Annotated in this window: 17 protein-coding genes; 8 read left to right on the top strand and 9 right to left on the bottom strand. The window is 72.4% G+C overall.

Annotated elements, in window-relative coordinates; genetic code table 11:
- Positions 1 to 148: 148 nt before the first annotated feature.
- Positions 149 to 2,968 carry a glycoside hydrolase family 9 protein gene (locus ACFQ3T_RS08515; protein ID WP_380722040.1) on the bottom strand — a complete coding sequence of 940 codons (2,820 nt, stop codon included), beginning with the start codon at positions 2,966 to 2,968 and terminating at the stop codon, positions 149 to 151.
- Between the two features lie 240 nt (positions 2,969 to 3,208).
- On the opposite strand from ACFQ3T_RS08515, the gene ACFQ3T_RS08510 reads away from it, so the two are divergent.
- The 3 genes from ACFQ3T_RS08510 (at position 3,209) to ACFQ3T_RS08500 (ending at position 5,995) form a co-directional block, all read left to right on the top strand.
- The gene (locus ACFQ3T_RS08510; RefSeq protein WP_380722039.1) at positions 3,209 to 4,156 is read left to right on the top strand and encodes a zinc-binding dehydrogenase; all 948 of its coding nucleotides are present in this window, start codon (positions 3,209 to 3,211) and stop codon (positions 4,154 to 4,156) included.
- The gene (locus ACFQ3T_RS08505; protein WP_380722037.1) at positions 4,156 to 5,019 is read left to right on the top strand and encodes an LLM class flavin-dependent oxidoreductase; all 864 of its coding nucleotides are present in this window, start codon (positions 4,156 to 4,158) and stop codon (positions 5,017 to 5,019) included. Before ACFQ3T_RS08510 ends, ACFQ3T_RS08505 begins: the two co-directional genes overlap by 1 nt.
- 589 nt (positions 5,020 to 5,608) lie before the next feature.
- Positions 5,609 to 5,995 carry a hypothetical protein gene (locus tag ACFQ3T_RS08500; RefSeq protein ID WP_380722035.1) on the top strand — a complete coding sequence of 129 codons (387 nt, stop codon included), beginning with the start codon at positions 5,609 to 5,611 and terminating at the stop codon, positions 5,993 to 5,995.
- Positions 5,996 to 6,038: 43 nt separating this feature from the next.
- Here ACFQ3T_RS08500 and ACFQ3T_RS08495 read toward each other — a convergent pair whose 3' ends face one another.
- Positions 6,039 to 6,539, bottom strand: a complete 501-nt coding sequence (locus tag ACFQ3T_RS08495; RefSeq protein ID WP_380722048.1) for a carboxymuconolactone decarboxylase family protein — start codon at positions 6,537 to 6,539, stop codon at positions 6,039 to 6,041.
- A 258-nt stretch (positions 6,540 to 6,797) separates the two neighbouring features.
- On the opposite strand from ACFQ3T_RS08495, the gene ACFQ3T_RS08490 reads away from it, so the two are divergent.
- The gene (locus ACFQ3T_RS08490; protein ID WP_380722033.1) at positions 6,798 to 7,868 is read left to right on the top strand and encodes a glycoside hydrolase family 19 protein; all 1,071 of its coding nucleotides are present in this window, start codon (positions 6,798 to 6,800) and stop codon (positions 7,866 to 7,868) included.
- A 161-nt stretch (positions 7,869 to 8,029) separates the two neighbouring features.
- On the opposite strand, the gene ACFQ3T_RS08485 is transcribed toward ACFQ3T_RS08490, so the two are convergent.
- On the bottom strand, positions 8,030 to 8,845 hold the full coding sequence (locus tag ACFQ3T_RS08485; RefSeq protein WP_380722031.1) for an alpha/beta fold hydrolase: 816 nt from the start codon (positions 8,843 to 8,845) through the stop codon (positions 8,030 to 8,032).
- Between the two features lie 325 nt (positions 8,846 to 9,170).
- Here ACFQ3T_RS08485 and ACFQ3T_RS08480 point away from each other — a divergent pair, with 325 nt between their 5' ends.
- Both ACFQ3T_RS08480 and ACFQ3T_RS08475 read left to right on the top strand, forming a co-directional pair.
- Positions 9,171 to 9,917: a lytic polysaccharide monooxygenase gene (locus tag ACFQ3T_RS08480; RefSeq protein WP_380722029.1), complete on the top strand. Its 747-nt coding sequence runs from the start codon at positions 9,171 to 9,173 to the stop codon at positions 9,915 to 9,917.
- Between the two features lie 94 nt (positions 9,918 to 10,011).
- Positions 10,012 to 10,599, top strand: coding sequence for a DUF305 domain-containing protein (locus tag ACFQ3T_RS08475; protein ID WP_380722027.1), 588 nt, complete (start codon positions 10,012 to 10,014; stop codon positions 10,597 to 10,599).
- A gap of 13 nt (positions 10,600 to 10,612) precedes the next feature.
- Here ACFQ3T_RS08475 and ACFQ3T_RS08470 read toward each other — a convergent pair whose 3' ends face one another.
- Complete coding sequence (locus ACFQ3T_RS08470) at positions 10,613 to 11,515, bottom strand: RluA family pseudouridine synthase (protein WP_380722025.1); 903 nt, start codon at positions 11,513 to 11,515, stop codon at positions 10,613 to 10,615.
- Positions 11,512 to 12,174: a DUF4386 domain-containing protein gene (locus tag ACFQ3T_RS08465; protein ID WP_380722023.1), complete on the bottom strand. Its 663-nt coding sequence runs from the start codon at positions 12,172 to 12,174 to the stop codon at positions 11,512 to 11,514. Before ACFQ3T_RS08465 ends, ACFQ3T_RS08470 begins: the two co-directional genes overlap by 4 nt.
- Before the next feature lie 126 nt (positions 12,175 to 12,300).
- On the opposite strand from ACFQ3T_RS08465, the gene ACFQ3T_RS08460 reads away from it, so the two are divergent.
- On the top strand, positions 12,301 to 12,978 hold the full coding sequence (locus tag ACFQ3T_RS08460) for a TetR/AcrR family transcriptional regulator (protein WP_380722021.1): 678 nt from the start codon (positions 12,301 to 12,303) through the stop codon (positions 12,976 to 12,978).
- 57 nt (positions 12,979 to 13,035) lie between these two features.
- Here ACFQ3T_RS08460 and ACFQ3T_RS08455 read toward each other — a convergent pair whose 3' ends face one another.
- The 4 genes from ACFQ3T_RS08455 to ACFQ3T_RS08440 all read right to left on the bottom strand — a co-directional run bounded on the left by ACFQ3T_RS08455 (position 13,036) and on the right by ACFQ3T_RS08440 (position 16,487).
- Complete coding sequence (locus ACFQ3T_RS08455) at positions 13,036 to 13,668, bottom strand: DUF4230 domain-containing protein (RefSeq protein WP_380722019.1); 633 nt, start codon at positions 13,666 to 13,668, stop codon at positions 13,036 to 13,038.
- Between the two features lie 22 nt (positions 13,669 to 13,690).
- Positions 13,691 to 14,401 carry an SDR family NAD(P)-dependent oxidoreductase gene (locus tag ACFQ3T_RS08450; RefSeq protein WP_380722017.1) on the bottom strand — a complete coding sequence of 237 codons (711 nt, stop codon included), beginning with the start codon at positions 14,399 to 14,401 and terminating at the stop codon, positions 13,691 to 13,693.
- 98 nt (positions 14,402 to 14,499) lie between these two features.
- Complete coding sequence (locus tag ACFQ3T_RS08445; protein WP_380722015.1) at positions 14,500 to 15,615, bottom strand: alpha/beta hydrolase; 1,116 nt, start codon at positions 15,613 to 15,615, stop codon at positions 14,500 to 14,502.
- Positions 15,616 to 15,704: 89 nt separating this feature from the next.
- The gene (locus ACFQ3T_RS08440; protein ID WP_380722013.1) at positions 15,705 to 16,487 is read right to left on the bottom strand and encodes a MerR family transcriptional regulator; all 783 of its coding nucleotides are present in this window, start codon (positions 16,485 to 16,487) and stop codon (positions 15,705 to 15,707) included.
- Between the two features lie 380 nt (positions 16,488 to 16,867).
- On the opposite strand from ACFQ3T_RS08440, the gene ACFQ3T_RS08435 reads away from it, so the two are divergent.
- Positions 16,868 to 21,307: a carbohydrate-binding protein gene (locus ACFQ3T_RS08435; RefSeq protein ID WP_380722046.1), complete on the top strand. Its 4,440-nt coding sequence runs from the start codon at positions 16,868 to 16,870 to the stop codon at positions 21,305 to 21,307.
- The last annotated feature ends 11 nt before the right edge of the window (positions 21,308 to 21,318 follow it).

Genomic DNA, 21,318 nt, shown 5'->3' with positions numbered 1-21,318 from the left:
CGGCGGCGGGCCGCGGTGAGCGGGTGGGACACGTCGTGGCCCGCACAGCACTGCGCCACCGGCCGCCGGGTGCGTGATCCCGACTGCCGGTGGCGCGGTGGTGGTGCCGGCGGCGGACCCCGTGGGGAGCCCGCCGCCGGTCACCCGGTCAGCCCTTGGTGCAGGACTGGCCGTTCACCCGGAAGTCCGTGGGCTCCCCCGCACCGGACCCCGAGGAGTTGAACCCGATGTTGGCCGAACCGCCGTTGGGCACGTTGCCGTTCCACGACACGTTCGTCGCGGACGCCGCCTGGCCCGTCTGCGACCACGTCGCCGACCAACCCTGGGTGATCTTCTGCGTGCCCGGCATCGTGAACTCCAGCTTCCAGCCGTTCCACGGCTGACCGCTGGTGTTCGTCACGGTGACGTTCACCGACATGCCGGTCGACCAGGTCGAGGCCCGCCAGACCACCTTGCAGTAGTTGGCGACCACGTCCGGCTTGGTCCGCACCGACACCTGCGGCGACATCGCCGACCGCAGGTTGGCGCCGTTCTTCGCCACGACCGTGAACTGGTAGGCCGTGTCCGGCCGCAGCCCCGTCAACGTCGCCGACGGGCTGGTGACCGTGGCCACCACGCGCAGCGCGTCGCCCTCGACCGAGATGACGTCGTACTCCTTGACGCCGCTCTCCGGGTCGGTGGACGCCGTCCAGGTCAGCTTCGCACCGGTCGTGGTGATGTCCGACGCCACCGGGGTGCCCGGCGTCGACGGGGCGGTGGTGTCCACCGGCGGGGCGGTGGTGACCTTCTCCGCGGCCCAGCTGGAGATCCACGCCAGCGCGGAGTTCCAGTTGACCGTGACCTCGTTCACCGAGTACGCCTCGATGTGGTCCACGAAGCACTTCTGCGCCTTGCAGCCCGTCAGCAGGCGCGCCGCGATCGGGTCCTGCAGCGCGCTGTTCGGACCACCCGAGAGCGCGCCCGCGGGCGCGGTCGGCAGGGTCGCGTCCAGCTGGTTCGCCCAGTGCCGGTGGTGGACGTTCTTCACCGGCTGGTCGCCGTAGCCCGTGACGTACGAGTACGACAGCGGGTTGCGGCCCAGCAGGTAGTTCAGGCCCTGGAACACGCCCTCGCGGTACTTGGCGGCGCCGGTGAAGTCGTGCGCCAGCGCCAGCACCGAGATGTTGTTCGCGACCAGGCCGTTCGAACCCCAGTCGTAGCTCTCCGTCCGGTACGGCGCGGGGTAGCCCTGGGTCGCCATCTGCGACAGGTGCGCGTCCGCCACCGTGGTGAACGCCGACTTGATCGCCGCGATGTCGGCGGCGGGCAGCCCGTTCGGCACGAGGGCGAGCGTGATGTCGCCCAGCGGGCCGGTGGAGCCCCAGTCGAAGCCGCGCGCGTTCAGGCTCTTGCCCTTGAAGTGCGTCGACGACGTCAGGTCGGTGCGGTAGGCCGCCTCACCGGTGGTCGTGAACATCTCCGCCGCGGCCCAGTAGAACTCGTCGGTCAACGTCGAGTCGCTGTACGAGCCGCCACCGGTGCCGTCGTTCGGGTCGGCGATCTTGTTCGGGTTCGCCTTCGCCGCCGCGTACGCCTTGGTGGCCGCCGCGAGCGCCTTCGCCGAGAACGCCGGGTCGATCGTCTTCCAGATGCGGGCCGCCTGGGCCGCCACGGCGGCCATGTTCAGCGTCGCCGCGGTGCTGGTCGCCGACAACCGGCGCGCCTGCGGGTCCTGGTGGGGCAGCAGGGGCAGACCGGTCCAGTTCTGGTCGTGGATCTTGTGGTGCACCATGCCGTCGGGCGCCTGCATCTTCAGCAGGAACTCGACCTCCCAGCGCGCCTCGTCCAGGATGTCCGGCACCCCGTTGGCCTTCTCCGGGATGTTCAGCTTGCCGTCGCCCAGCGGTGCGGCGTCGCCGATCCGCACCGCGCGCTCGTAGGTGTTGAGCACCTGCCACGCCGAGATGCCGCCGTTGACGACGTACTTGCCGTGGTCGCCCGCGTCGTACCAGCCGCCGCGCACGTCCAGCGTGTAACCGCACGGGACGGTCGAGAGGCAGGGGACGTTGTTGTCACCCTGGTTCGGCGCGACGTTGAGGTGGCCCGCCGGGCGCGCGTACTGCGCGCCGACGTACTGCGCGTCGATCTCGATGCCGCTGCGGTTGTGGTAGAAGTACGCCAGCGAGTCGTACCGCAGCCGCTTGATCGCGTCGGTGGCGATGTCGAACGGGTAGCTCGTCTCCGTGCCGACGGTCAGCGTGTAACCCGTGCCCGGCGTGTCGTACCCGGAGAAGTCGATCAGGTGCGTGGAGTCGCCCGACTCGGCGTCCGCGCCCTTCGGCGCCGTCTGACCCGTGGCCACCGCCGTGCCGGCGGAGTTCTTCAACGTCCACGTCTGCGGGGTGGTCGCGGTCGAAGTCAGGGTCGCGTGCTTGGCCAGGCCCGGCACGTAGGCGACCTGGTTGACGTTGATCTTCTTCGCGGGCTGGGCCGGGTCGCCGCCCGGCGGCTTCACGCCGCCGATCAGGGACAGGTTGTCCACGCAGACCGTCGTGTCGGCCGCCTGCGCGCCCAGGTGGAACGTGACCTGGCCCGGACCGGCGTCCGGGAAGTCGAGCTCCGACGTGAACGTGAAGGTGAAGCGCTGCTTCGTCGTCGTCAGCGCGACGTCGTGCTTGGCGATCTGCCGGTACGGGCTGACGCCCTCGCCGGCCACCGCCGCCGCCGGACGGGCGACCGAGGCGTACGCGTCGAACGACATCGTGTACGACTGGCCCGCCTCGAACGGCACGCCGTTCTGGCCGATCAGCGAGTCCCACGGGTTGACCGTGCCGCCGGTGACCGTGGCGCACAGCTCACCGTTGACGACCCGGTTCGACACGCCCGCGCTGGCCCACCACGGGTCGGCGGAGCCGTTGCTGAAGGTGCCGTTGACCAGGCGCTCGTAGTCCGCCGCGTGGGCCGTTCCGGACGCGAGTGCGCCGCTCACCGCCACGAGGGCGAGTGCTGCGGTGGCCTGACGGCGCCACCGGGGAGAAGGAAGCGATCTCATGGACTTGGGTCTCCTCCGTCTGCTCTGACGGTTGACGACGCTTCTGGGAGCGCTCCCTGGGAGCGCTCCCAGGACTCTAGGGTGAGCCCGCGCACATTCACAAGACCGAATTTGACCTCGAGTTAAGTGGAGATCACACGCTGTGAGGTGAAAACGGTCCGACCTCAGGGGGACGCGATGCGCGCGGTGTGGTTGACGGAGTTCGGCGGCCCGGAGACGCTGGTCGGCGGCGATGCCCCCGACCCCATCCCCGGACCGGGGCAGGTCGTCGTGGACGTCGCCTACGCCGGCGTGACGTTCGTCGAGACCCAGTACCGGCGCACCGGCCTTGGTCCGTTCACCCTTCGGCCGCCCGCCGTTCCGGGCAACGGCGTCAGCGGCGTCGTTGCGTCGATCGCCGACGACGTCGACCCGACCCTCCTCGGCGCGCGCGTCGTCACGTCGACCGGAGGACGCGGCGGTTACGCCGAACGGGCCCTCGCCGACGCGTCCGACCTGGTCGTCGTCCCCGACGGCGTGGCCCTGGACGCGGCCGTCGCCCTCCTGGCCGACGGCCGCACCGCCCAGCTCAACCTCCGCGCGGTCGGCCCCCTCACCGGGCGCCGCGTCCTCGTCCTCGCCGCGGCGGGCGGCGTCGGCACGCTCCAGGTGCAACTCGCCCGTGCCGCGGGCGCGACCGTCCTCGGCGCCGCCGGCCTCACCCCCGCCAAGGCCGACCTCCTCGCCGACCTCGGCGCGGAACCCGTCGACTACCGCCGTCCCGACTGGACCGCCGCGCTGCCGCCCGTGGACGTCGTGCTCGACGGCGTCGGCGGGTCCGTCGCCGCCCGGGCGTTCGACCTCCTCCGCCCCGGCGGCCGGATGCTCAGCTACGGCCTCGCCGCCGGCACGTGGGCCGACATCGCCCCCGACACCGCCGCCGCCCGCGGCGTGACCCTCGTGAAGGGCTCCCGCCCGACCGCCGCCGAAGCACGCGACCTCGTCACCGCGATCCTCGCCGCCGCGGAGACCGGACAGGTGAGACCCGTGATCGGCCAACGCTTCCCGCTCGAACGGGCCGCCGACGCGCACGCCGCCATCGAAAGCCGTGCCACGATCGGCAAGACCGTGCTGGAGGTGCGGTGATGGACGTCGGCATCACGCTCCCCGGGTTCGGGCACGACGCCGTCGAGCACGCCCAGCACGCCGAAGGGCTCGGGTTCGAGTCGGTGTGGCACGGCGACCACCTGATCCCCGTCAGCCCGTTCCTCGACGCCACGCTCGTGCTCGCCACGGTCGCCGCGACCACGACGCGGATCAAGCTCGGGTTCGGGGTGATGGTCCTGCCGCTGCGTCCCGTCGCGTGGGCGGCCAAGCAGGTCGCCACGCTGCAACACCTCTCCGGCGGACGGGTCCTGCTCGGCGTCGGCAGCGGTGGCGACGTCCACGGCGAGGCGGCGTGGCGCGCGGTCGACGTGCCGTTCGCCGAGCGCGGACGCCGCACCGACGCGTCGCTGGCCGTGCTGCCGCCGTTGGTGCGCGGCGAAACCGCGTCCGTGCACGGCACTCCGGTGACCCTGTCCCCACCCGCCCCCATGCCGCCCGTGCTGATCGGCGGCGGGGGAGCCGCGGCCCTGCGCCGAGCCGCCCGCTTCGGCGACCACTGGTACCCGGCTTTCCTGCCGTTGCGGGCGGTGGCGGCGGGCGTGGCTCGCCTGGAAGAGCTGGCAACCACCCACTCACGACCGCGCGTGGGCGTCACGGTGGGGGTGAGCGTGGCGCTGGGCGCGGTGGCGAATTCGGTGGTGGAGCACAGAATCCGGTCGATGACCGACTACGGGCTGACGGAGGAGCAGGCGCGGGAGGTCGTGGTCACCGGCTCGGCCGAGCAGGCGAGGGACCACTTCGCACGGCTGGCCGAGGCGGGCGCGGACCGAATCGTCGCGATGCCCTTCACCGACGACCGCTTCCGCCAAGCCGAACTGGTAGCAGAAGCCACCCAAACGTGACCCATTTCCGCTGGTAGGGTGGGTGGGGCGTGCTGCCCGCCGCTTGGCCCGAAGATCACCCTAACGATGGATGATCGCGCCTTTGGGCAACATTTGAGGTTCGAAAAGCGTTGCCGGGAAAGAAGGAGGCGGCGCGGCGGCGAAGGCGGTCTCGCGAACGCACCGCCGACCCCTGTCGCCGCCCACCGCGAGCACGGGCACCACGTGCACCATTGGCCGGAGCAACGAGCGGGAGCCGGCAGGCGGCGGGGCGTCGAGCGTCGGGGGCGTGGGTGGCAGAGGTGGGGGATGGAGGGGTTGTGGGCGAGGCCAGGGACGAGGTTCGGCGGATCGAGGGGTTCGGTCCGACCACGGCGTTCGATCCGGCCACGGCGTTCGAGCGGCTCCACGCTGCCGCGTCGCGCGGCGAGGTAGAGGTGCCGTGGCACCGGGACTCGCCGCACCAGCTGATCCTCGACCGGTTCGCGGGCGTTGACGGGACCGGTCGGCGGGCGCTCGTCGTCGGTTCCGGGTACGGGCAGGACGCTGGGTTCCTGGCCGCCCTGGGTTCGACACGGTCGGGTTCGACATCTCGCCCACGGCGGTCGAGGTGGCGACGGCGCGGTTCCCGGGCGCCCGGTTCGTGGTCGCCGACCTGCTCGACCCGCCCGCCGAGTGGTGGGGCGCGTTCGACGTCGTCGTCGAGGCGTTGATCGCGCAGTCCCTGCCGGCGAGCATGCGGCCCACCGGCATCGCGCACGTGCGGCGGTTCGTGGCGCCCGGCGGCACGTTGCACGTCCTGGCCTCGGCGCGGGACGACGGCGACGTCGTGGAAGGGCCACCGTGGCCGTTGGTGCGCGCGGAGGTCGGGTCTTATGCGGACGACGACCTCCGCGCGGTGCTCATCGACCGCACCGGCAATCGGTGGTGGGCCGAGTTCCGGCGCCCCGAGGCATCAGGTCCAGAGGCGTCAGGTCCCGAGGCGCCGGAGGCGTGAATCGGGCGCGCGAGTGCGCACCCGACGCGCGGATCAGCGCGGATCAGCGGGGAGCGATGTAGCCCTGCGTCACGATCCGGTCGGCCATGGCGGCGTACGCCGCGGGGTCGTCCGGCGCCCACGTGGCCAGGCCGTCGACGTACCGGTTGAACATGCAGAACGCCGCCGCGATCAACACGGTGTCGTGCACCTCGACGTCGCTCGCGCCGGCGGCCTTCGCCGCCGCCACCAGCTCGGACGTCACGGCCCGCCCGCTGTCCGTCACCGCGGTCGCGATGTCGAGCAGCGCCAGCAGCTTCGGCGAGTGCTCGTGGTCCTCGGGCAGCTGCGCGGCGGCGAAGGCGGCGTGCGACGACGCGCAGAACTTGCACTGGTTCAACTCGGAGACGTGCGCGGCGATCGACTCCCGCTCGCCGCGCGACAACTCGCTCGGACCGCGCAGCAGGACCTCGGCCAGCTCGCTCAGGGGTCGACCCGTCTCGGGGCGGTAGGCGAGGAGCCCGGAGATCCCGGGTAGCGGGTTGTCCAACTCGATGTGCGGCATGGCGACAGTGTCCGTCACCGGCGGAGGGGTCGGCGAGCGGCGAACGGAGCACGGCACTGCGCCGTGCGGCCGCGCCCTTCACAAGGGCCGGTCACGCGAAGGTCGCGGGGGGACGCCTGTCGCACGACCGTGTGAGCGCTCCCACGGTCAACGGTGGAACACGGGGAAAGTTCGACTTCGCCCTTGACTGGTGTAGACCATTTCAGGTTGAGTGGCCCCCGTCACGTCCGAGGGCGCTCGAACGGAAAGAGTGATCTTGTGTCGAGATTCCGCGTTCTGGCGGCGATCGCCGCCTTCGTCGTCGGGGCGGCCCTGACCGTCGCGGTGGCCAACACCGCCGCCGCGGCCGCCTGCGCGTCGGCGTGGACCTCGTCGGCCGTCTACACCAGCGGCATGACGGCGTCCCACGCCGGCCACAACTGGCAGGCCAAGTGGTGGACCCAGAACGAGACGCCGGGCTCGGCGGCGGTCTGGGCCGACCAGGGCGTCTGCGGCGGCACCACCACGCCGCCGCCCGCGTCCTGCGACTACCCCGCGTGGGTGCAGGGCAAGTGGTACACCGCCGGCAACATCGTGCGGTTCACCGACGGCAAGTACTACATCGCCGAGCACGACAACCCGGGCTACGACCCGACCGTCAGCACCTGGTACTGGAACCCGCACACCTGCGGCTCGACTCCGACCACCACGACCAGCACGCCCGCGCCGGGCGGTTTCGTGGTGAGCGAGGCGCAGTTCCAGCAGATGTTCCCCAGCCGCAACCCCTTCTACACGTACGCCGGGCTCACGGCGGCGCTGAGCGCGTACCCCGGTTTCGCCAAGACCGGCACGGACACCGTCCGCAAGCAGGAGGCGGCGGCGTTCCTCGCCAACGCCAACCACGAGACCGGCGGCCTGGTCCACATCGTCGAGCAGAACCAGGCGAACTACCCGCACTACTGCGACGCGAGCCAGCCCTACGGCTGCCCCGCCGGCCAGGCGGCCTACTACGGCCGCGGTCCCATCCAGCTCAGCTGGAACTTCAACTACAAGGCCGCGGGCGACGCGCTGGGCCTGCCGCTGCTCACCAACCCGTGGCTGGTGCAGAACGACTCGTCGGTGGCCTGGAAGACCGCCCTCTGGTACTGGAACACCCAGTCCGGCCCCGGCACGATGACCCCGCACAACGCGATGGTCAACGGGTACGGCTTCGGCGAGACGATCCGCAGCATCAACGGGTCGCTGGAGTGCGGCGGCCGCAACCCGGCGCAGGTGCAGAGCCGCGTCGACGCCTACAAGCGGTTCGTCGGCATCCTGGGCGTGCCCGCGGGCAACAACCTGTACTGCTGACCGACCGGTGACGGGGGAGGGGCCGCACGCGGTCCCTCCCCTCGCACGTCACCCGCAGCCCACGTTCACCCGCAGCCCACGTTCACCCGCAGCCCACGTTCACCCGCAGAGCACGTCACCCGCAGCGCGCGACACCCCCAGAACGTCACCCGCAGCCCACGTCACCGGGCCAGGTGCGCCAGCACCGCCCACCCGAACGATCCCGGCGACTCGACCCACGGCACGTGGCCCGCGCCGGGCAGCACGACCCGCGCCACGTCCGGCAGCGCCTCGGCCAGCGAGTCCACCGCCCACCGGGGCCGCACGTCCGCCGCCCCGTCCACGATCAACGTCGGCACGGCCAGCTCGCGGCACCGCGCCACCAGCTCCTCCTCGTCCCACGTCCGGGCCTCGGCGGTCAACGCCGCGTGGGCCTCCCCGTTCACGCCGAACCAGGGCGTGGCCAGCTCCTCGGCCCGCTGCCGGGCCGTCGACGGGTCGGCGAAGTCGGCGGTCCACAGCCGCACCGCCGCGTCCCGCCCGATGGACCCGCCCTCCGGCAGCCGCTCACCCCGCTCGGCCAGGCGTTCGGCGAGGTTGCGGCGGAACTCGTCGCGCCAGTCGTGCCCGAGGCCGGTGCCGGAGACGTACACCAGCGACGACACCCGGTCCGGGTGCTCCAGCGCGTAGTGCAGCGCCACGCTCGCGCCCCACGAGTGGCCCAGCAGCGCCACCCGTGACAGTCCGAAGTGGACTCGGACGGCGTCGAGGTCGGCCAGCGTGCGGGCCACCGCGTACGGTCCCGCGTGGTCGGACCGGCCGCAGCCGCGCTGGTCCCAGCGGATCACCCGCACCCGGTCGGCCAGCAGCTCGGCGAGCCCGTCGAACATGTCCCACAGCCCGGGGCCGCCGTGGCACAGGACCAGCGGTTCGCCGCGCCCCAGCTCGGCCGCCCACAACACGCGGCCGTCGTCCGCGATGACCTTGTGCTCCTCCATGACCGCCAAGTGTCAGCCAATTCCGCGGCGGTGCCCACCGATCGGGCCAATTGAGTCGCGGGAGGGTGGCCGCGCCACCCCGGTCAAGCCGGGTCCGCTCACCGTCGGGGCCGTCGTTCACAGACTTCCACAGTAGGGAACACGGCCGGCTGGGCCACCCGGTTCAGAGCCTTGACCCGGTTGACGTTGACGATTATGGTCTAGACCACATCGCGATGCGTGACATCCTGTCGCCTCACCGTCACACGTCGCGTGATCCGGCCGCCGCGGAAATGGACCCTGCCAGGGGGACCCACGTCGGGTCCCCTCCGAAGGAGCTGGACACATGAGCCTGAAACGCAAGCTCGCGGCGGTTCTCGCCGGCGTGGGCATCGCACCGTTCCTCGTGGTGGTCTCCGCGGGAACGGCCAGCGCGCACGGCTACATCTCGTCGCCGCCCAGCCGGCAGGCGATGTGCGCGCAGGGCCGCATCTCCAACTGCGGACCCATCGTCTACGAGCCCCAGAGCGTGGAGGGCCCGAAGGGCCAGCGCAACTGCCACGCCGGGGTGAGCCAGTTCGCCCAGCTCAACGACGACAGCCGGCCGTGGCCCACCACCGCGGTGGGCAACAACGTGACGTTCAACTGGACGCTCACCGCCCGGCACGCCACGAGCACGTGGGAGTACTTCGTCGGCGGCACCAAGATCGCCGAGTTCAACGACGGCGGGCGCCAGCCGGCGGCCACCGTGACGCACAACGTGAGCCTCGGCGGTCGGACGGGCCGGATCAAGCTGCTGGCCATCTGGAACATCGCCGACACGCCCATGGCGTTCTACTCGTGCGTCGACCTGCAGGTCGGCACCGGTGGCGGCACGCCCACCAGCACGACGACCCCGCCGCCGACCAGCACCACGCAGCCGCCGACGAGCACGACGCAGCCCCCCGTGGGCGGCACGTGGGCGCCGAACGTCGCGTACTCGGTCGGGTCCCAGGTGACCTACGGCGGCGTCGGCTACCGCTGCATCCAGGCCCACACGTCCCTCGTGGGCTGGGAACCGCCGAACACCGCCGCCCTGTGGCAGCGGATCTGACCCCGGTCACGACGACCGAGGTCCGATGAGACAGAGCCCGTCCGCGCCGGCCTTGTCACGGCGCGGGCGGGCCGCTCGGCGAAGGAGGACGACCTTGCGACGCCTCACCGGATTTCGCGCCCTCGCGGCGCTGGTGGTCGGCGCGCTGGCGCTGACCGGCTGCGGCGCCGCCGCACCGGGCACGGCGCCACCGCCCGTGTCGACCGTCGTGGAGACCAACGAGTTCAACGCGACGGACGTGATGTTCCTGCAGATGGCCGTGCCGCACCACAGGTCCGGCCTGGAGATCGTGCGGCTGGCCAAGGACCGCGAGGTGCGCGCCGAGGTGAAGACCCTCGCCGCCGCCATCGAGGTCACCCAGCTGTCCGAAGTGGACTCGATGACGAAGTGGCTGGCGGACTGGGGGAAGCCGGAGGTCGCGGGCGACGATCCCCAGCTGCACGCCGGTCACGGCGGCGACCACTCGACCAGCCCGGACGCCATCGCGGAACTCGCCGCGACCGGTCCGGCCGAGTTCGAGAAGGCCTTCCTGAACCTGCTCATCGGCCACCAGCACAACGCGGTGGAGATCGCGAAGCTGGAGAAGGAGGGCGGGATCAACCCGCAGGCCAAGGACCTGGCGACGCGCATCTTCGACTCGCGCACCGCGCAGATCTCGCAGATGCTCGGCTACATCGGCTGACGGCTCGGCGCCGTCACAGGTCCAGCGAGAGGGTGCTGGTGAAGCGGCGGTGCTCGCCCGTCACCGGATCGGTGAACTCGAGCACCTTCGCCAGCAGCTGCAACGGGTTGGTGAAGTCGTCCAGCGGCTTGTCCCGCAGCACGGGGTAGAAGTCGTCGTTCCGGATCGGCACGCCCAGCGACGCCATGTGCAGGCGGAGCTGGTGCGTGCGGCCGGTCGTCGGCGTCAGCCGGTACCGGCCCCACCCGGCGCGGTGCTCGACCAGCTCGACCAGCGTCTCCGCGTTCGGCTCGCCCGGCACCTCCTGCGCCGTGATGACGCCCTTCACCTTGACGATCCGGCTGCTCACACGCGTGGGCAGCGCCAGCGACGGGTCGTGCGGCGCGATCGCCTCGTACTCCTTGCGCACCAGGCGGTCCTTGAACAACGTCTGGTACTTGCCGCGCAGGGCCGGTTCGGCGACGAACATCACCAGCCCGGCGGTGACCCGGTCCAGCCGGTGGGCCGGGCTCAGCTGCGGCAGGCCGAGGTCGCGCCGCAGCCGGACGAGCGCCGTCTCCACGACGTGGCTGCCGCGCGGGATGGTGGCCAGGAAGTGCGGCTTGTCGACCACGACGAGGGCGTCGTCGCGGTGCACGACGCCGATGTCGAACGGCACCGGGACCTCGGCCGGGAGGTCCCGGTGGAACCACACGGACGTGCCGGGCGTGAACGCCGCGTCGGGCGCGATCGGCCCGGACAGGTCGTAGACGCGGCCCTCGGCGAGCATGAGGTCGATCCGCTCGGGCGCCACCCGGGGCAACCGCTCGACCAGGTGATCCCGGATGGTCGCCCACGGCCCGTCGTCGGGCAGCCGCAGCCGTGCCGGGTCGAGGCCGTGGCGCTGGGCGAGCGGCGGCCGGAGCTTGCGCCTCATCGACCGGCAGCATACGCCGCGTCCACCTCCGCGACGGCCCGCTCGGGGAAGCCCCTGGCGACGAGCAGCACGCCCAGCGCGACCTCGAACAACCCGCCCGGCACGGACAGGGCCACGCCGACCCCGTGGCCGAGGACTTCGAGCACGGCGCCCGCCAGGAACACCGCGTAACCGGCCAGGCCCCACACCGCCAGGAACCGCGGCACGAGACGAGCCCGCAGCAGGACCCGGCAGAACAGCACGCCCACGACGCCGAGCGACATCATCGCGATCTGGTACGCGTAGTGGTTGCCCCGCACCAGCACCGCGCCCCACGGCGAGTCGACGTCGGCTCGGGCGAGCGGCACCAGCAGGAGCAGGAAGACGACCCCGACGGCCAGCACCGTCGCTTCGACGGCCCGTCCGACCAGGTAGGCGTGGGCGGCGAGGCGGTCGTGCGGGCCGAGCACGGGCACCGCGAGCACGCCGATGGCGGCGACGACGACCGAGTTGACCAGCATCAGCAGCGCGCCCGCCGCGACCCGCGTGGGGTGGGCGGCCACGTCGGGCAGCACGTCGGCCCCCGGCTCGGCGCCGACCAGGGCGTTGCCCGCGATGTAGACGACGAACGCGGCCAGGAACAACGTCCCGATGACCCGTCCGGTGGCTCTCGAAGACATGGGCGCGCCCTTCCGTCGCAGGCGAACGGAGGCCCGTTGCCTTACTAAGTAAGGCGGACGGTATCGTACTTAGTACGGGGGTGTCACCCGGCACTGTCGCCCGCGTGGCGTTCGAGGGGGAGACGGATGTCCAAGCAGGTCGGCGACCGCGTCCCGCTGAGCCGGGACCGGGTCCTCCGCGCCGCCGCCGCCATCGCCGACGCGCGCGGCGTCGGCGCGCTGACCATGCGCTCGCTGGCCGACGGGCTGGGCGTCAAGCCCATGTCGCTCTACCACCACGTCGCCAACAAGGACGAGATCCTCGACGGCATCGTCGACCTCGTGTTCAGCCGGATCGAGCTGCCCACGCCGGGCGGCGACTGGCGGCACGAGATGCGCCGCCGCGCCCGCTCCGCCCGTGACGTGCTCCGCCGCCACCCGTGGGCGATCGGGCTCCTGGAGTCGCGCGCCGCGCCCGGCCCGGCGACGTTGCGGCACCACGACGCGACCATCGGCACGTTGCGCCGGGCGGGTTTCCCGGTCGACCTGACGGCCCACGCCTTCGCGCTGCTCGACAGCTACGTCTACGGGTTCGCGGTGCAGGAGGCGGCGCTGCCGTTCCAGGGCGGCCCCGACACCGCCGCCGACGTCACCGCGGAGATCATGCGGCACCTGCGGCCCGAGGAGTACCCGCACCTCGTGGAGATGGCCACCGAGCACGTCCTGCGGCCCGGCTACGACTTCGGCGACGAGTTCGAGTTCGGCCTGGACGTCATCCTCGACGCCCTCGCGCGGCGGCTGCCCGACGACGGTCCGGCCACGTGATCACGGGCCGACCGCCGGGCGTCAGCCAGTCAGCCGGCCAGTGGGTCAGCCAGTGGGTCAGTCGAGGGTCGTGAACTCCACCTGGTAGCCGAGCGCGCCGAACATGCCGGTCAGCATCTTGCGCGTGTTGTCGTCCGCGCGTCGTACCAGCTCCGACTCGCGGGCCGCGTCGGCGATCTTCTGCTCCGCCGCCACGTAGAACGGCTGCTGGTCCGGCGTCTCCACCAACGACGTCAGCCGGTCCACCAAGCCGCGCTCCTGCGCGAACACGTAGCACCGCTCCTGGTCGAGGTTCGGCTTGTCGAGCACGGCCTTCGGCAGCGCCAGTTCCACCGACCGCTGACCGTCCGGCCCCGAAGCCGCGGTCGGCGACACCTTCAACGCGTCCTCGGCCAGCCCGCCGAAGTCGACGTAGGCGTTCACCGTCCCGGCCGCCACGAACAACGTCCGCTGCCCGGCGAGCACCGCGGGCACGTACCGGACGTCGCGCTCGATGTCGAGGACGACCTGGAACTCGCCGGCCGCCGCGTGGTACTGGCTCAGGTCCCGCAACGACTTCAGCAGCGCCGGCTGGCTCCGGTCGACGGTGTCGGCGCCCGGCCCGGCGATCCGGGGCACCACCACCACCGCCGCCACCAGCCCTGCCACCGCGATCAGCACCGCCACCGCCACACCGATGCGCCATCTCATGGCGCCGGGGTACCCGGATCGACTACCAGGGAATCCGCTTGCCGTCGCGGAAGAAGCCGCCGGTGGGGCCGTCCGCGGGCAACGTCGCCGCCCACACGACGCCGGCCGCGCCGTGCCTCACCGGCCGCCCGCCGACGCCACCCATGTCCGTGGCGACCCACCCCGGGCACACCGCGTTGACCCGCATCCCCGGCAGTTCGGCCGCCAGCGTCAGGGTCAACGCGTTGAGCGCCGCCTTCGACGTGCCGTAAGCCGGTGTGCCGCCGGACATCGACGCCAGCGACGCGGCCTCGCTGGACACGTTGACCACCCGCGCGTGCCGTGCGGCCCGCAGCAGGGGCAGCAGCGCCAACACCGTCCGCCACGGGCCGTAGAAGTTGGTCTCCATGGCCTCCCGCACGACCCGCAGGTCGGCCGACGACGCGCGCTGCCAGGAGTCGTAGTGGATGGCGGCGTTGTTGACCAGCGCGTCCACCCGCCCGTACTCCTGGGCCAGGTACTCGGCCAGCGCCTCGACCGACGCGTCGTCGGTGACGTCCAACGGGTGGTGGTCGACGCCCAGCCGGTCCGCCTCCGCCGCCGCCTTCGCGGCGTCACGAGCGGTCAGCACCACGACGTGCCCGCGCTCCGCCAACTGGCGGCACACCTCCCGCCCGATGCCCCGGTTTCCGCCCGTCACGACCGCCACCGGCGCGTCGACCACCATGCCGCCTCCCACTGCGAGTGTCCCCATCCTCCGCCACCGGGCGGACTCCTCGCGCGGGCCGGGTCGGACTAGGTCAAGTCACCACGCCGTCGCTCGTCCACTTCGGACTGGTCGGGGTGGGGCGCTCAGCGCAAGTGGCGGTCGAAGAACGACACCACGTGCCGGCGCACGGTCGGTACCGAGACGGCCGGGTCGATCGGCCCGACCAGCGCGTCCCGGCCCGCGTCGTCCACCAGCCCGGCCGCGTGGAGCTGCGGCACCACGGCGGCGTGGTCGGTCAACGCCCAGTGGTTGGCGTCGGCGATCACGTGCTGCCGGGCGCACCCGTGCGCGAGCACCGCCGACCACGCCCGCCGGTACCGGTCGTCCTGGAAGCCCTCGGTGCCGAGCAGCAGCAACGGCCGGTCGACGCCGTGCCGGGCCACCGGGAGCAGTTCGCCGTCCTGGCCGGGCCGCTCGGGGTGGTAGTCGAGGAAGCCCTCCAGGTTGGCGGCCGCGTCGACGCGCCGGCCGGTGTCCTCGTGCATCGCCTCGGCCGCGATCGTGCCGCCGAGCCCCTGGCCGTACAGGCCGACGCGCCGCAGGTCGAGGGAGCGGCCGAGGTCGGCGGGCAGGGCGCGGCCGTCGGCGTCGGGGTTGCCGCCCGCCGCCCACCGCTCCAGCCGGTCGAGGACGAGGTCGGTGTCCGCGAGGCGCGTGGCGATCACGTCCCGGTAGAGGCGGGGATCGGTGCTGGGGTCGCCGGGCAGCGCGAACAGCCGCGGCGCGGGTCGGCCCGGCACGTCGACCGCCATCGTCTCGCCGGGGTGGTCGACCGACACCACGACGTACCCGCGGCTCGCCAGCTCCTCCGCGGTGGTCGTCCCGAGGGCGCGCGGATCGGCCAGCCCCGGGCTGTACAGCACGACCGGTCGCCGTCCGGGCAGCGCCGGCGCGTCGGTGCGCGAGTGGGTGAGGGTCGCGCCCCACGCCACGCCGGTCGCCGGCAACGGCTGGTGGAAGTGCGGCAGCACCGCCGCCACGGCCGGCGTCAGGTGCGGCGCGACGGGGCGGTCGCGGACGTCGCGGGAGGGGTAGTGCACCGTGGCCACCAGGTGGCGCGGCGCGCCGACCTCGTCGGGCCACGGGTCGGCGCGGTGCTCGTCGACGAGGTGCAGCGCGGTGACGCCGACGTGGTGCGGGCCGGTCGGCGCGGGCAGCCGCAGCGTCACGTCGTCCGCCCGGGCGACGCCGGTCGCCACCCCCGTGACGGTCGCGGCGACGAGAAGAGCCGCTGCGGGCAGACTTGTCCTGCGAAACATATTTCCCCCTTTATCCTTTAGTGCTCTATTTATTCGGTGGGCAGTGCCGCGTACATGCGGCTCACGTAATCCCAGAAACCGTCACCGAGGTCGTCCACCGCCTGGTCCGGCAGCACGTCGCGCAGCACGCCGCGCCCGTTCTCCCGGAAGAACGCGCTCATCGAGCGCAGGATCTCGCGGTCGCCGGCGGCGAACGTCTCACCCACGTCCACCAGGCGCCGGGCGGTCCGGCGCACCTCGGGATCGTCCACCGGGTCGTCCGCCCGGTAGTGCTCGACCACCCGCGCGAGCACCGCGGGCCATTCCTCGTCCAACCGCTCCCGCGCTTCGGGTCCGACGTGGAAGGCGTGCTCGTCGAGGAAATCGCGCTGCTCTTTCGTGAGCTGCTGGTCGAAGATGCCCGTGCACCCGAGGAGCGCGAGCAGGCGGTCCGAATCCGGTCGGGTCGGACCGTTCAGCTGGGCGAGCAGACCCCTCGTCTGGCGGCGCAGCGCGTTGAGCCGCCACACCTGCTCGTCCAGCTGCCCGAGGTGCGCCGCGAGGACGTCCGCGAGCGGTCCGGGGTCGGACGCGTCGGCCAGCACGCCCCCGATCTCGTCCAGCGACATGCCGAGCTGCCGCAGCAGCCGGACCTGGTAGAGCCGGTGCAGGTCCTGCTCGGTGTAGCGGCGGTGGCCCGACGGGGTCCGCTCGCTCGGCCGCAGCAGGCCCAGCTCGTCGTAGTGGTGCAGCGTGCGGACCGTCATCCCGGCGACCTTGGCCAGCGCCCCGACGCTCCACCGCGGCTCGCCGACACCCCCCGTTTCGCTCACGCCACCGACCCTAGGACCTCACGTGGCGTGAGGTTCAACTCCGACTTCCCCGCGGTCGTGACGCCCTGTGGTCGCGGTAACCGCGACTTTCGGCCATTCGTGCACGACTTTTGTATAACTCATGCGAAAGTCTTGCCAACTTCGGGCGATTCTGAACAGAATTGCGGCGCTCGCCAGCCTGTGAGCTGGACCACAGAGCGTCCGACCGGCCCACCGTCCGCGCAGCACGGCGTCGTGTGAACGAGGAGACAGCGGTGCGAGGTAAGCGAAGGATTCACCCGACCAGGTCCGTCACCACAGCGGGGACCAAGGACGCCACCGCGCCGCCGAGCACCTGGAGACGGCGAACCGCGTGCGCCCTCGCCGCCGCCCTCGGCGCGATGACCCTCGTCGCGACCCCGCCCGCGGCGGCGCAGGACGGGGAGCGCCTCCTCGTCTTCACCAAGACCGCGGGCTTCCGGCACGACTCCATCCCGGACGGCATCGCCGCGATCACCGCCCTCGGCGCGGCGAACGGCTTCACCGTCGAGGCCACCGAGGACGCCGCCGCCTTCACCGACGCCAACCTGGCCCGCTTCGACGCCGTGGTCTGGCTGTCCACCACCGGCGACGTCCTCGACGACGCCCAGCAGCAGGCGTTCCAGCGGTACGTGGAGAACGGCGGCGGGTACGCCGGCGTCCACGCCGCCGCCGACACCGAGCACTCCTGGCCCTGGTACGGCGAGCTGGTCGGCTCGCACTTCAGGTCGCACCCGGCGATCCAGGAAGCCGACGTCCAGGTGGAGGACCACGGCCACCCGTCCACCGCGCACCTGCCGGCCACGTGGACCCGCACCGACGAGTGGTACAGCTACCAGTCCAACCCGCGCTCCCGCGTGAAGGTGCTGGCCAAGCTGGACGAGTCCAGCTACTCGCCCACCGACCCGTCCGGCGACCACCCCATCTCCTGGTGCCACACCCCCGGCCAGGGCCGGTCCTGGTACACCGGCATGGGCCACACCAGGGAGTCCTTCGCCGACCCGGCGTTCCGGCAACACCTCCTCGGCGGCCTGCGGTACGCGCTCGGCGCCGCCGCGGCGGACTGCGAGCCGGACCCCGCCGCGCCCACCGACTCCGACTTCGACCAGGTCACCCTCGCGCTCGGCGAGGAGAAGACCGGTGAGCCGATCGCGATGGCCGTGCTGCCGGACCGCAAGGTCGTGCACACCTCCCGCGACGGCCGAGTCTGGCTGACCACGCCGGAGGCCACGACCACGCTCGCCGGCCGCGTCCCCGTCTACAGCCACGACGAGGACGGCCTGCAGGGCGTCGCCGCGGACCCCGACTTCGCGCGGAACCGCTGGCTCTACCTCTACTACGCGCCACCGCTGACGACACCGCCGGGCGACGCGCCGGAGACCGGAACGGACGCCGACTTCGCGCCGTTCCGCGGCCACAACCAGCTGTCCCGATTCACGCTCACCACCGACGGCGTGCTGGACCTCGCCAGCGAGCAGCGCATCCTGCAGGTGCCCGCCGACCGCGGCCTGTGCTGCCACGCCGGCGGCGAGATCGACTTCGACGCCGCCGGGAACCTGTACCTGTCCACCGGCGACGACACCAACCCGTTCGCCTCGGACGGCTACACCCCGATCGACGAGCGCGCCGACCGCAACCCCGGCTTCGACGCGCAGCGCTCGTCCGCCAACACCAACGACCTGCGCGGCAAGGTGCTGCGGATCAAGGTGCGGGCCGACGGCACGTACACCGTCCCGGACGGCAACCTGTTCCCGCCCGGCACCGCCAAGACCCGGCCCGAGATCTACGCGATGGGCTTCCGCAACCCGTTCCGGTTCGCCGTGGACAAGGCCACCGGCTGGCTCCACCTCGGCGACTACGGCCCGGACGCGGGCTCCGCCAACCCGGCCCGCGGCCCCGGCGGCACCGTCGAGTTCAACCTGGTCAAGGGCCCCGGCAACTACGGCTGGCCGTACTGCGTCGGCGACAACACCCCGTACGTCGACTACGACTTCGCCACCAAGGCCTCGGGCGCCGCGTTCGACTGCGCCGCGCCGAAGAACACCAGCCCGCGCAACACCGGCCTCGTCGACCTGCCGCCGGTGCAGCCCGCGTGGATTCCCTACGACGGCGGGTCCCTGCCCGAGTTCGGCTCCGGCGGCGAGTCGCCCATGGGCGGCCCCACCTACGACTTCGACCCGGACCTCGCGACCGTCACCAAGTTCCCGGAGTTCTTCGACGGCAAGACGTTCGCCTACGAGTGGGACCGCGGCTGGATCAAGACCATCGACGTCGGCGCGAACGGCGAGCGCGGCGCGATCACGCCGTTCTTCGACTCGATGAAGCTGACCCGGCCGATGAACCTCGAATTCGGCCCGGACGGCTCGCTGTACGTGCTGGACTACGGCAGCGGCTACTTCGGCGGTGCGCCCGACTCGGCGGTGTACCGCATCGACCACACGCGCGGCAACCACACGCCGGTGGCCAAGGTGGCCGCCGACCGGACGTCCGGACCGGCGCCGCTGACCGTGCGGTTCGACCCGGCGGGCACGGCCGACGAGGACGGCCACGCGCTGACCTACTCGTGGGACTTCGACGGCGACGGCACGACCGACTCCACCACCGCCGGACCCGTCACCCACACGTACACGGCCATCGGGCAGTTCACCGCGAAGCTGTCCGTCACCGACCCGACGGGGCTGGTCGGCTCGGCCGGCGTCGTGGTCAACGTGGGCAACACGCGACCCGTGGTCGTGCTGGACGCCCCCGCCGACGGCCGCGTGTTCGCGTTCGGCGACCAGGTGCCGTTCAAGGTGACCGTCACCGACCCGGAGGACGGGCAGGTCGACTGCTCGAAGGTGACCGTGGAGTACATCCTCGGCCACGACAGCCACGGCCACCCGCTGACCCGCGCCACCGGCTGCGAGGGCGTGATCGCCACGCCGTCCGACGGCGGGCACGGCACGGACGCCAACATCTTCGGCGTCATCAACGCCTCCTACACCGACGGCGGCGCGCCCGCGCTGACCGGCGAGGACGAGGCGGTGCTGCAACCGAAGGACAAGCAGGCCGAGTTCTTCACCACGATGCAGGGCGTGCAGGTCGTGGAGACGGGCACGGCCGAGGGCGACAAGCGCGTCGGCTACCTCGACAACGGCGACTGGATCGCGTTCGACCCGGTGCACCTCGGCGGCGTCACCGCGATCGGCTACCGCGTGTCGTCCGGCGGCAGCGGCGGCACGATCGAGGTGCGCGTCGACTCGCCGACCGGCCCGCTGGCGCAGCAGGTGGCCGTGCCGCCGACCGGAGGCTGGGACAACTACGTCGACCTCGCGCCGGCGCCGATCAGCGACCCCGGCGGCACGCACCGGCTGTTCCTGGTGTTCAAGGGCAGCGGCAGCCTGTTCGACGTCGACGCCATCCGGTTCTCCACCGGCCTCGGCTGGGAACCGGCGCGGGCCACGCCCGCCGAGTCGCACACCGCGCAGCACGGCACCACGGTGATCCACGCCGCCGAGGCCCAGGGCGGCCGCCAGGTCGGCAACGTCCACGACGGCGACTGGATCGCGTTCGACGCCGTCTCGCTGGCCGGCGTCACGGGCATCGGCTACCGCGTCGCCTCCGCCACGGCGGGCGGCACGATCGAGGCGCGCCTCGACTCGCCGACCGGCCCGCTGCTGCTGAGCACCCGCGTCACCGGGACGGGCGGCTGGCGCGCGTACGCCGACCTCGCGCCCGCGCCGATCACCGACCCCGGCGGCACGCACCGGCTGCACTTCGTGTTCCGCGGCGGCGGCGGCGCGCTGCTGGACCTCGACACGATCACGTTCCGCGGCGCCGGCACCGTCGCCGGCGTGGACGTCCCGGCGGAACACCTGACCGGGCAGCAGGGCGTCGTCGTCCACGACCGCGCGACCGCGCAGGGCGGCAAGCGGGTCGGCGACGTCCACGACGGCGACTGGGTGTCGTACGCCGACGTCGACCTGGCCAAGGTCGCCGGCATCGGCTACCGCGTGTCGTCCGGCGGCATCGGCGGCACGATGGAGGCGCGCGCCGACTCGCCGACCGGACCGCTGGTGCACGAGACGCTCACCGTGCCCGTGACGGGCGGCTGGGACAACTACGTCGACCTCGCGCCGAAGGCGGTGGCGTTGACCGGGGTGCGTGACCTGTACCTGGTGTTCAAGGGCGCCGCCACAGGGCCGTTGTACGACGTCGACACCGTGAAGTACCTGCGCTACAAGCCGATCAGCGGCACCTGCGCGCCCACCGCGCCGGAGCAGGGCTACCGCAGCCTCTACGACGGCACGGGCGTGACGGGGTGGCGCCAGGCCGGGCCCGGCCGGTTCGTCGAGGAGGACTGCACGTTGCGGTCCGAGGGAGGGCTCGGGCTGCTGTGGTTCGAGGAGGAGTTCACCGCCTACAGCCTCAAGCTCGACTGGAAGATGGCGGGCGACGACAACTCGGGCGTGTTCCTCGGGTTCCCCGACCCGGGCGCCGACCCGTGGGTGGCCGTGAACAACGGGTACGAGGTGCAGATCGACGCCACCGACGCGCCGGACCGCACCACCGGCTCCGTCTACGCGTTCCAGTCGGCGAACACCGCCGCCCGCGACGCCGTGCTGAAGCCGCCGGGGGAGTGGAACTCGTACGAGGTCGTCGTGACCGGGCAGCGCATCCGGGTGTTCCTCAACGGCGCCCTGGTGAACGATTTCACCAGCACCGACCCGGCGCGTGACCTCAGCCGCGGGCACATCGGCCTCCAGAACCACGGCGGGGGCGACGACGTGTGGTTCCGGAACGTCCGGATCAAGCAGTTGTGACACCCGGTGGC

Origin of the sequence: Saccharothrix hoggarensis (genome assembly GCF_042678885.1) — a bacterium.
GTDB classification, from domain to species: Bacteria; Actinomycetota; Actinomycetes; order Mycobacteriales; family Pseudonocardiaceae; genus Actinosynnema; species Actinosynnema hoggarensis.
Note: the sequence above shows the minus strand (reverse complement) of the source record. Positions and strands in the feature narration are given on the sequence as shown.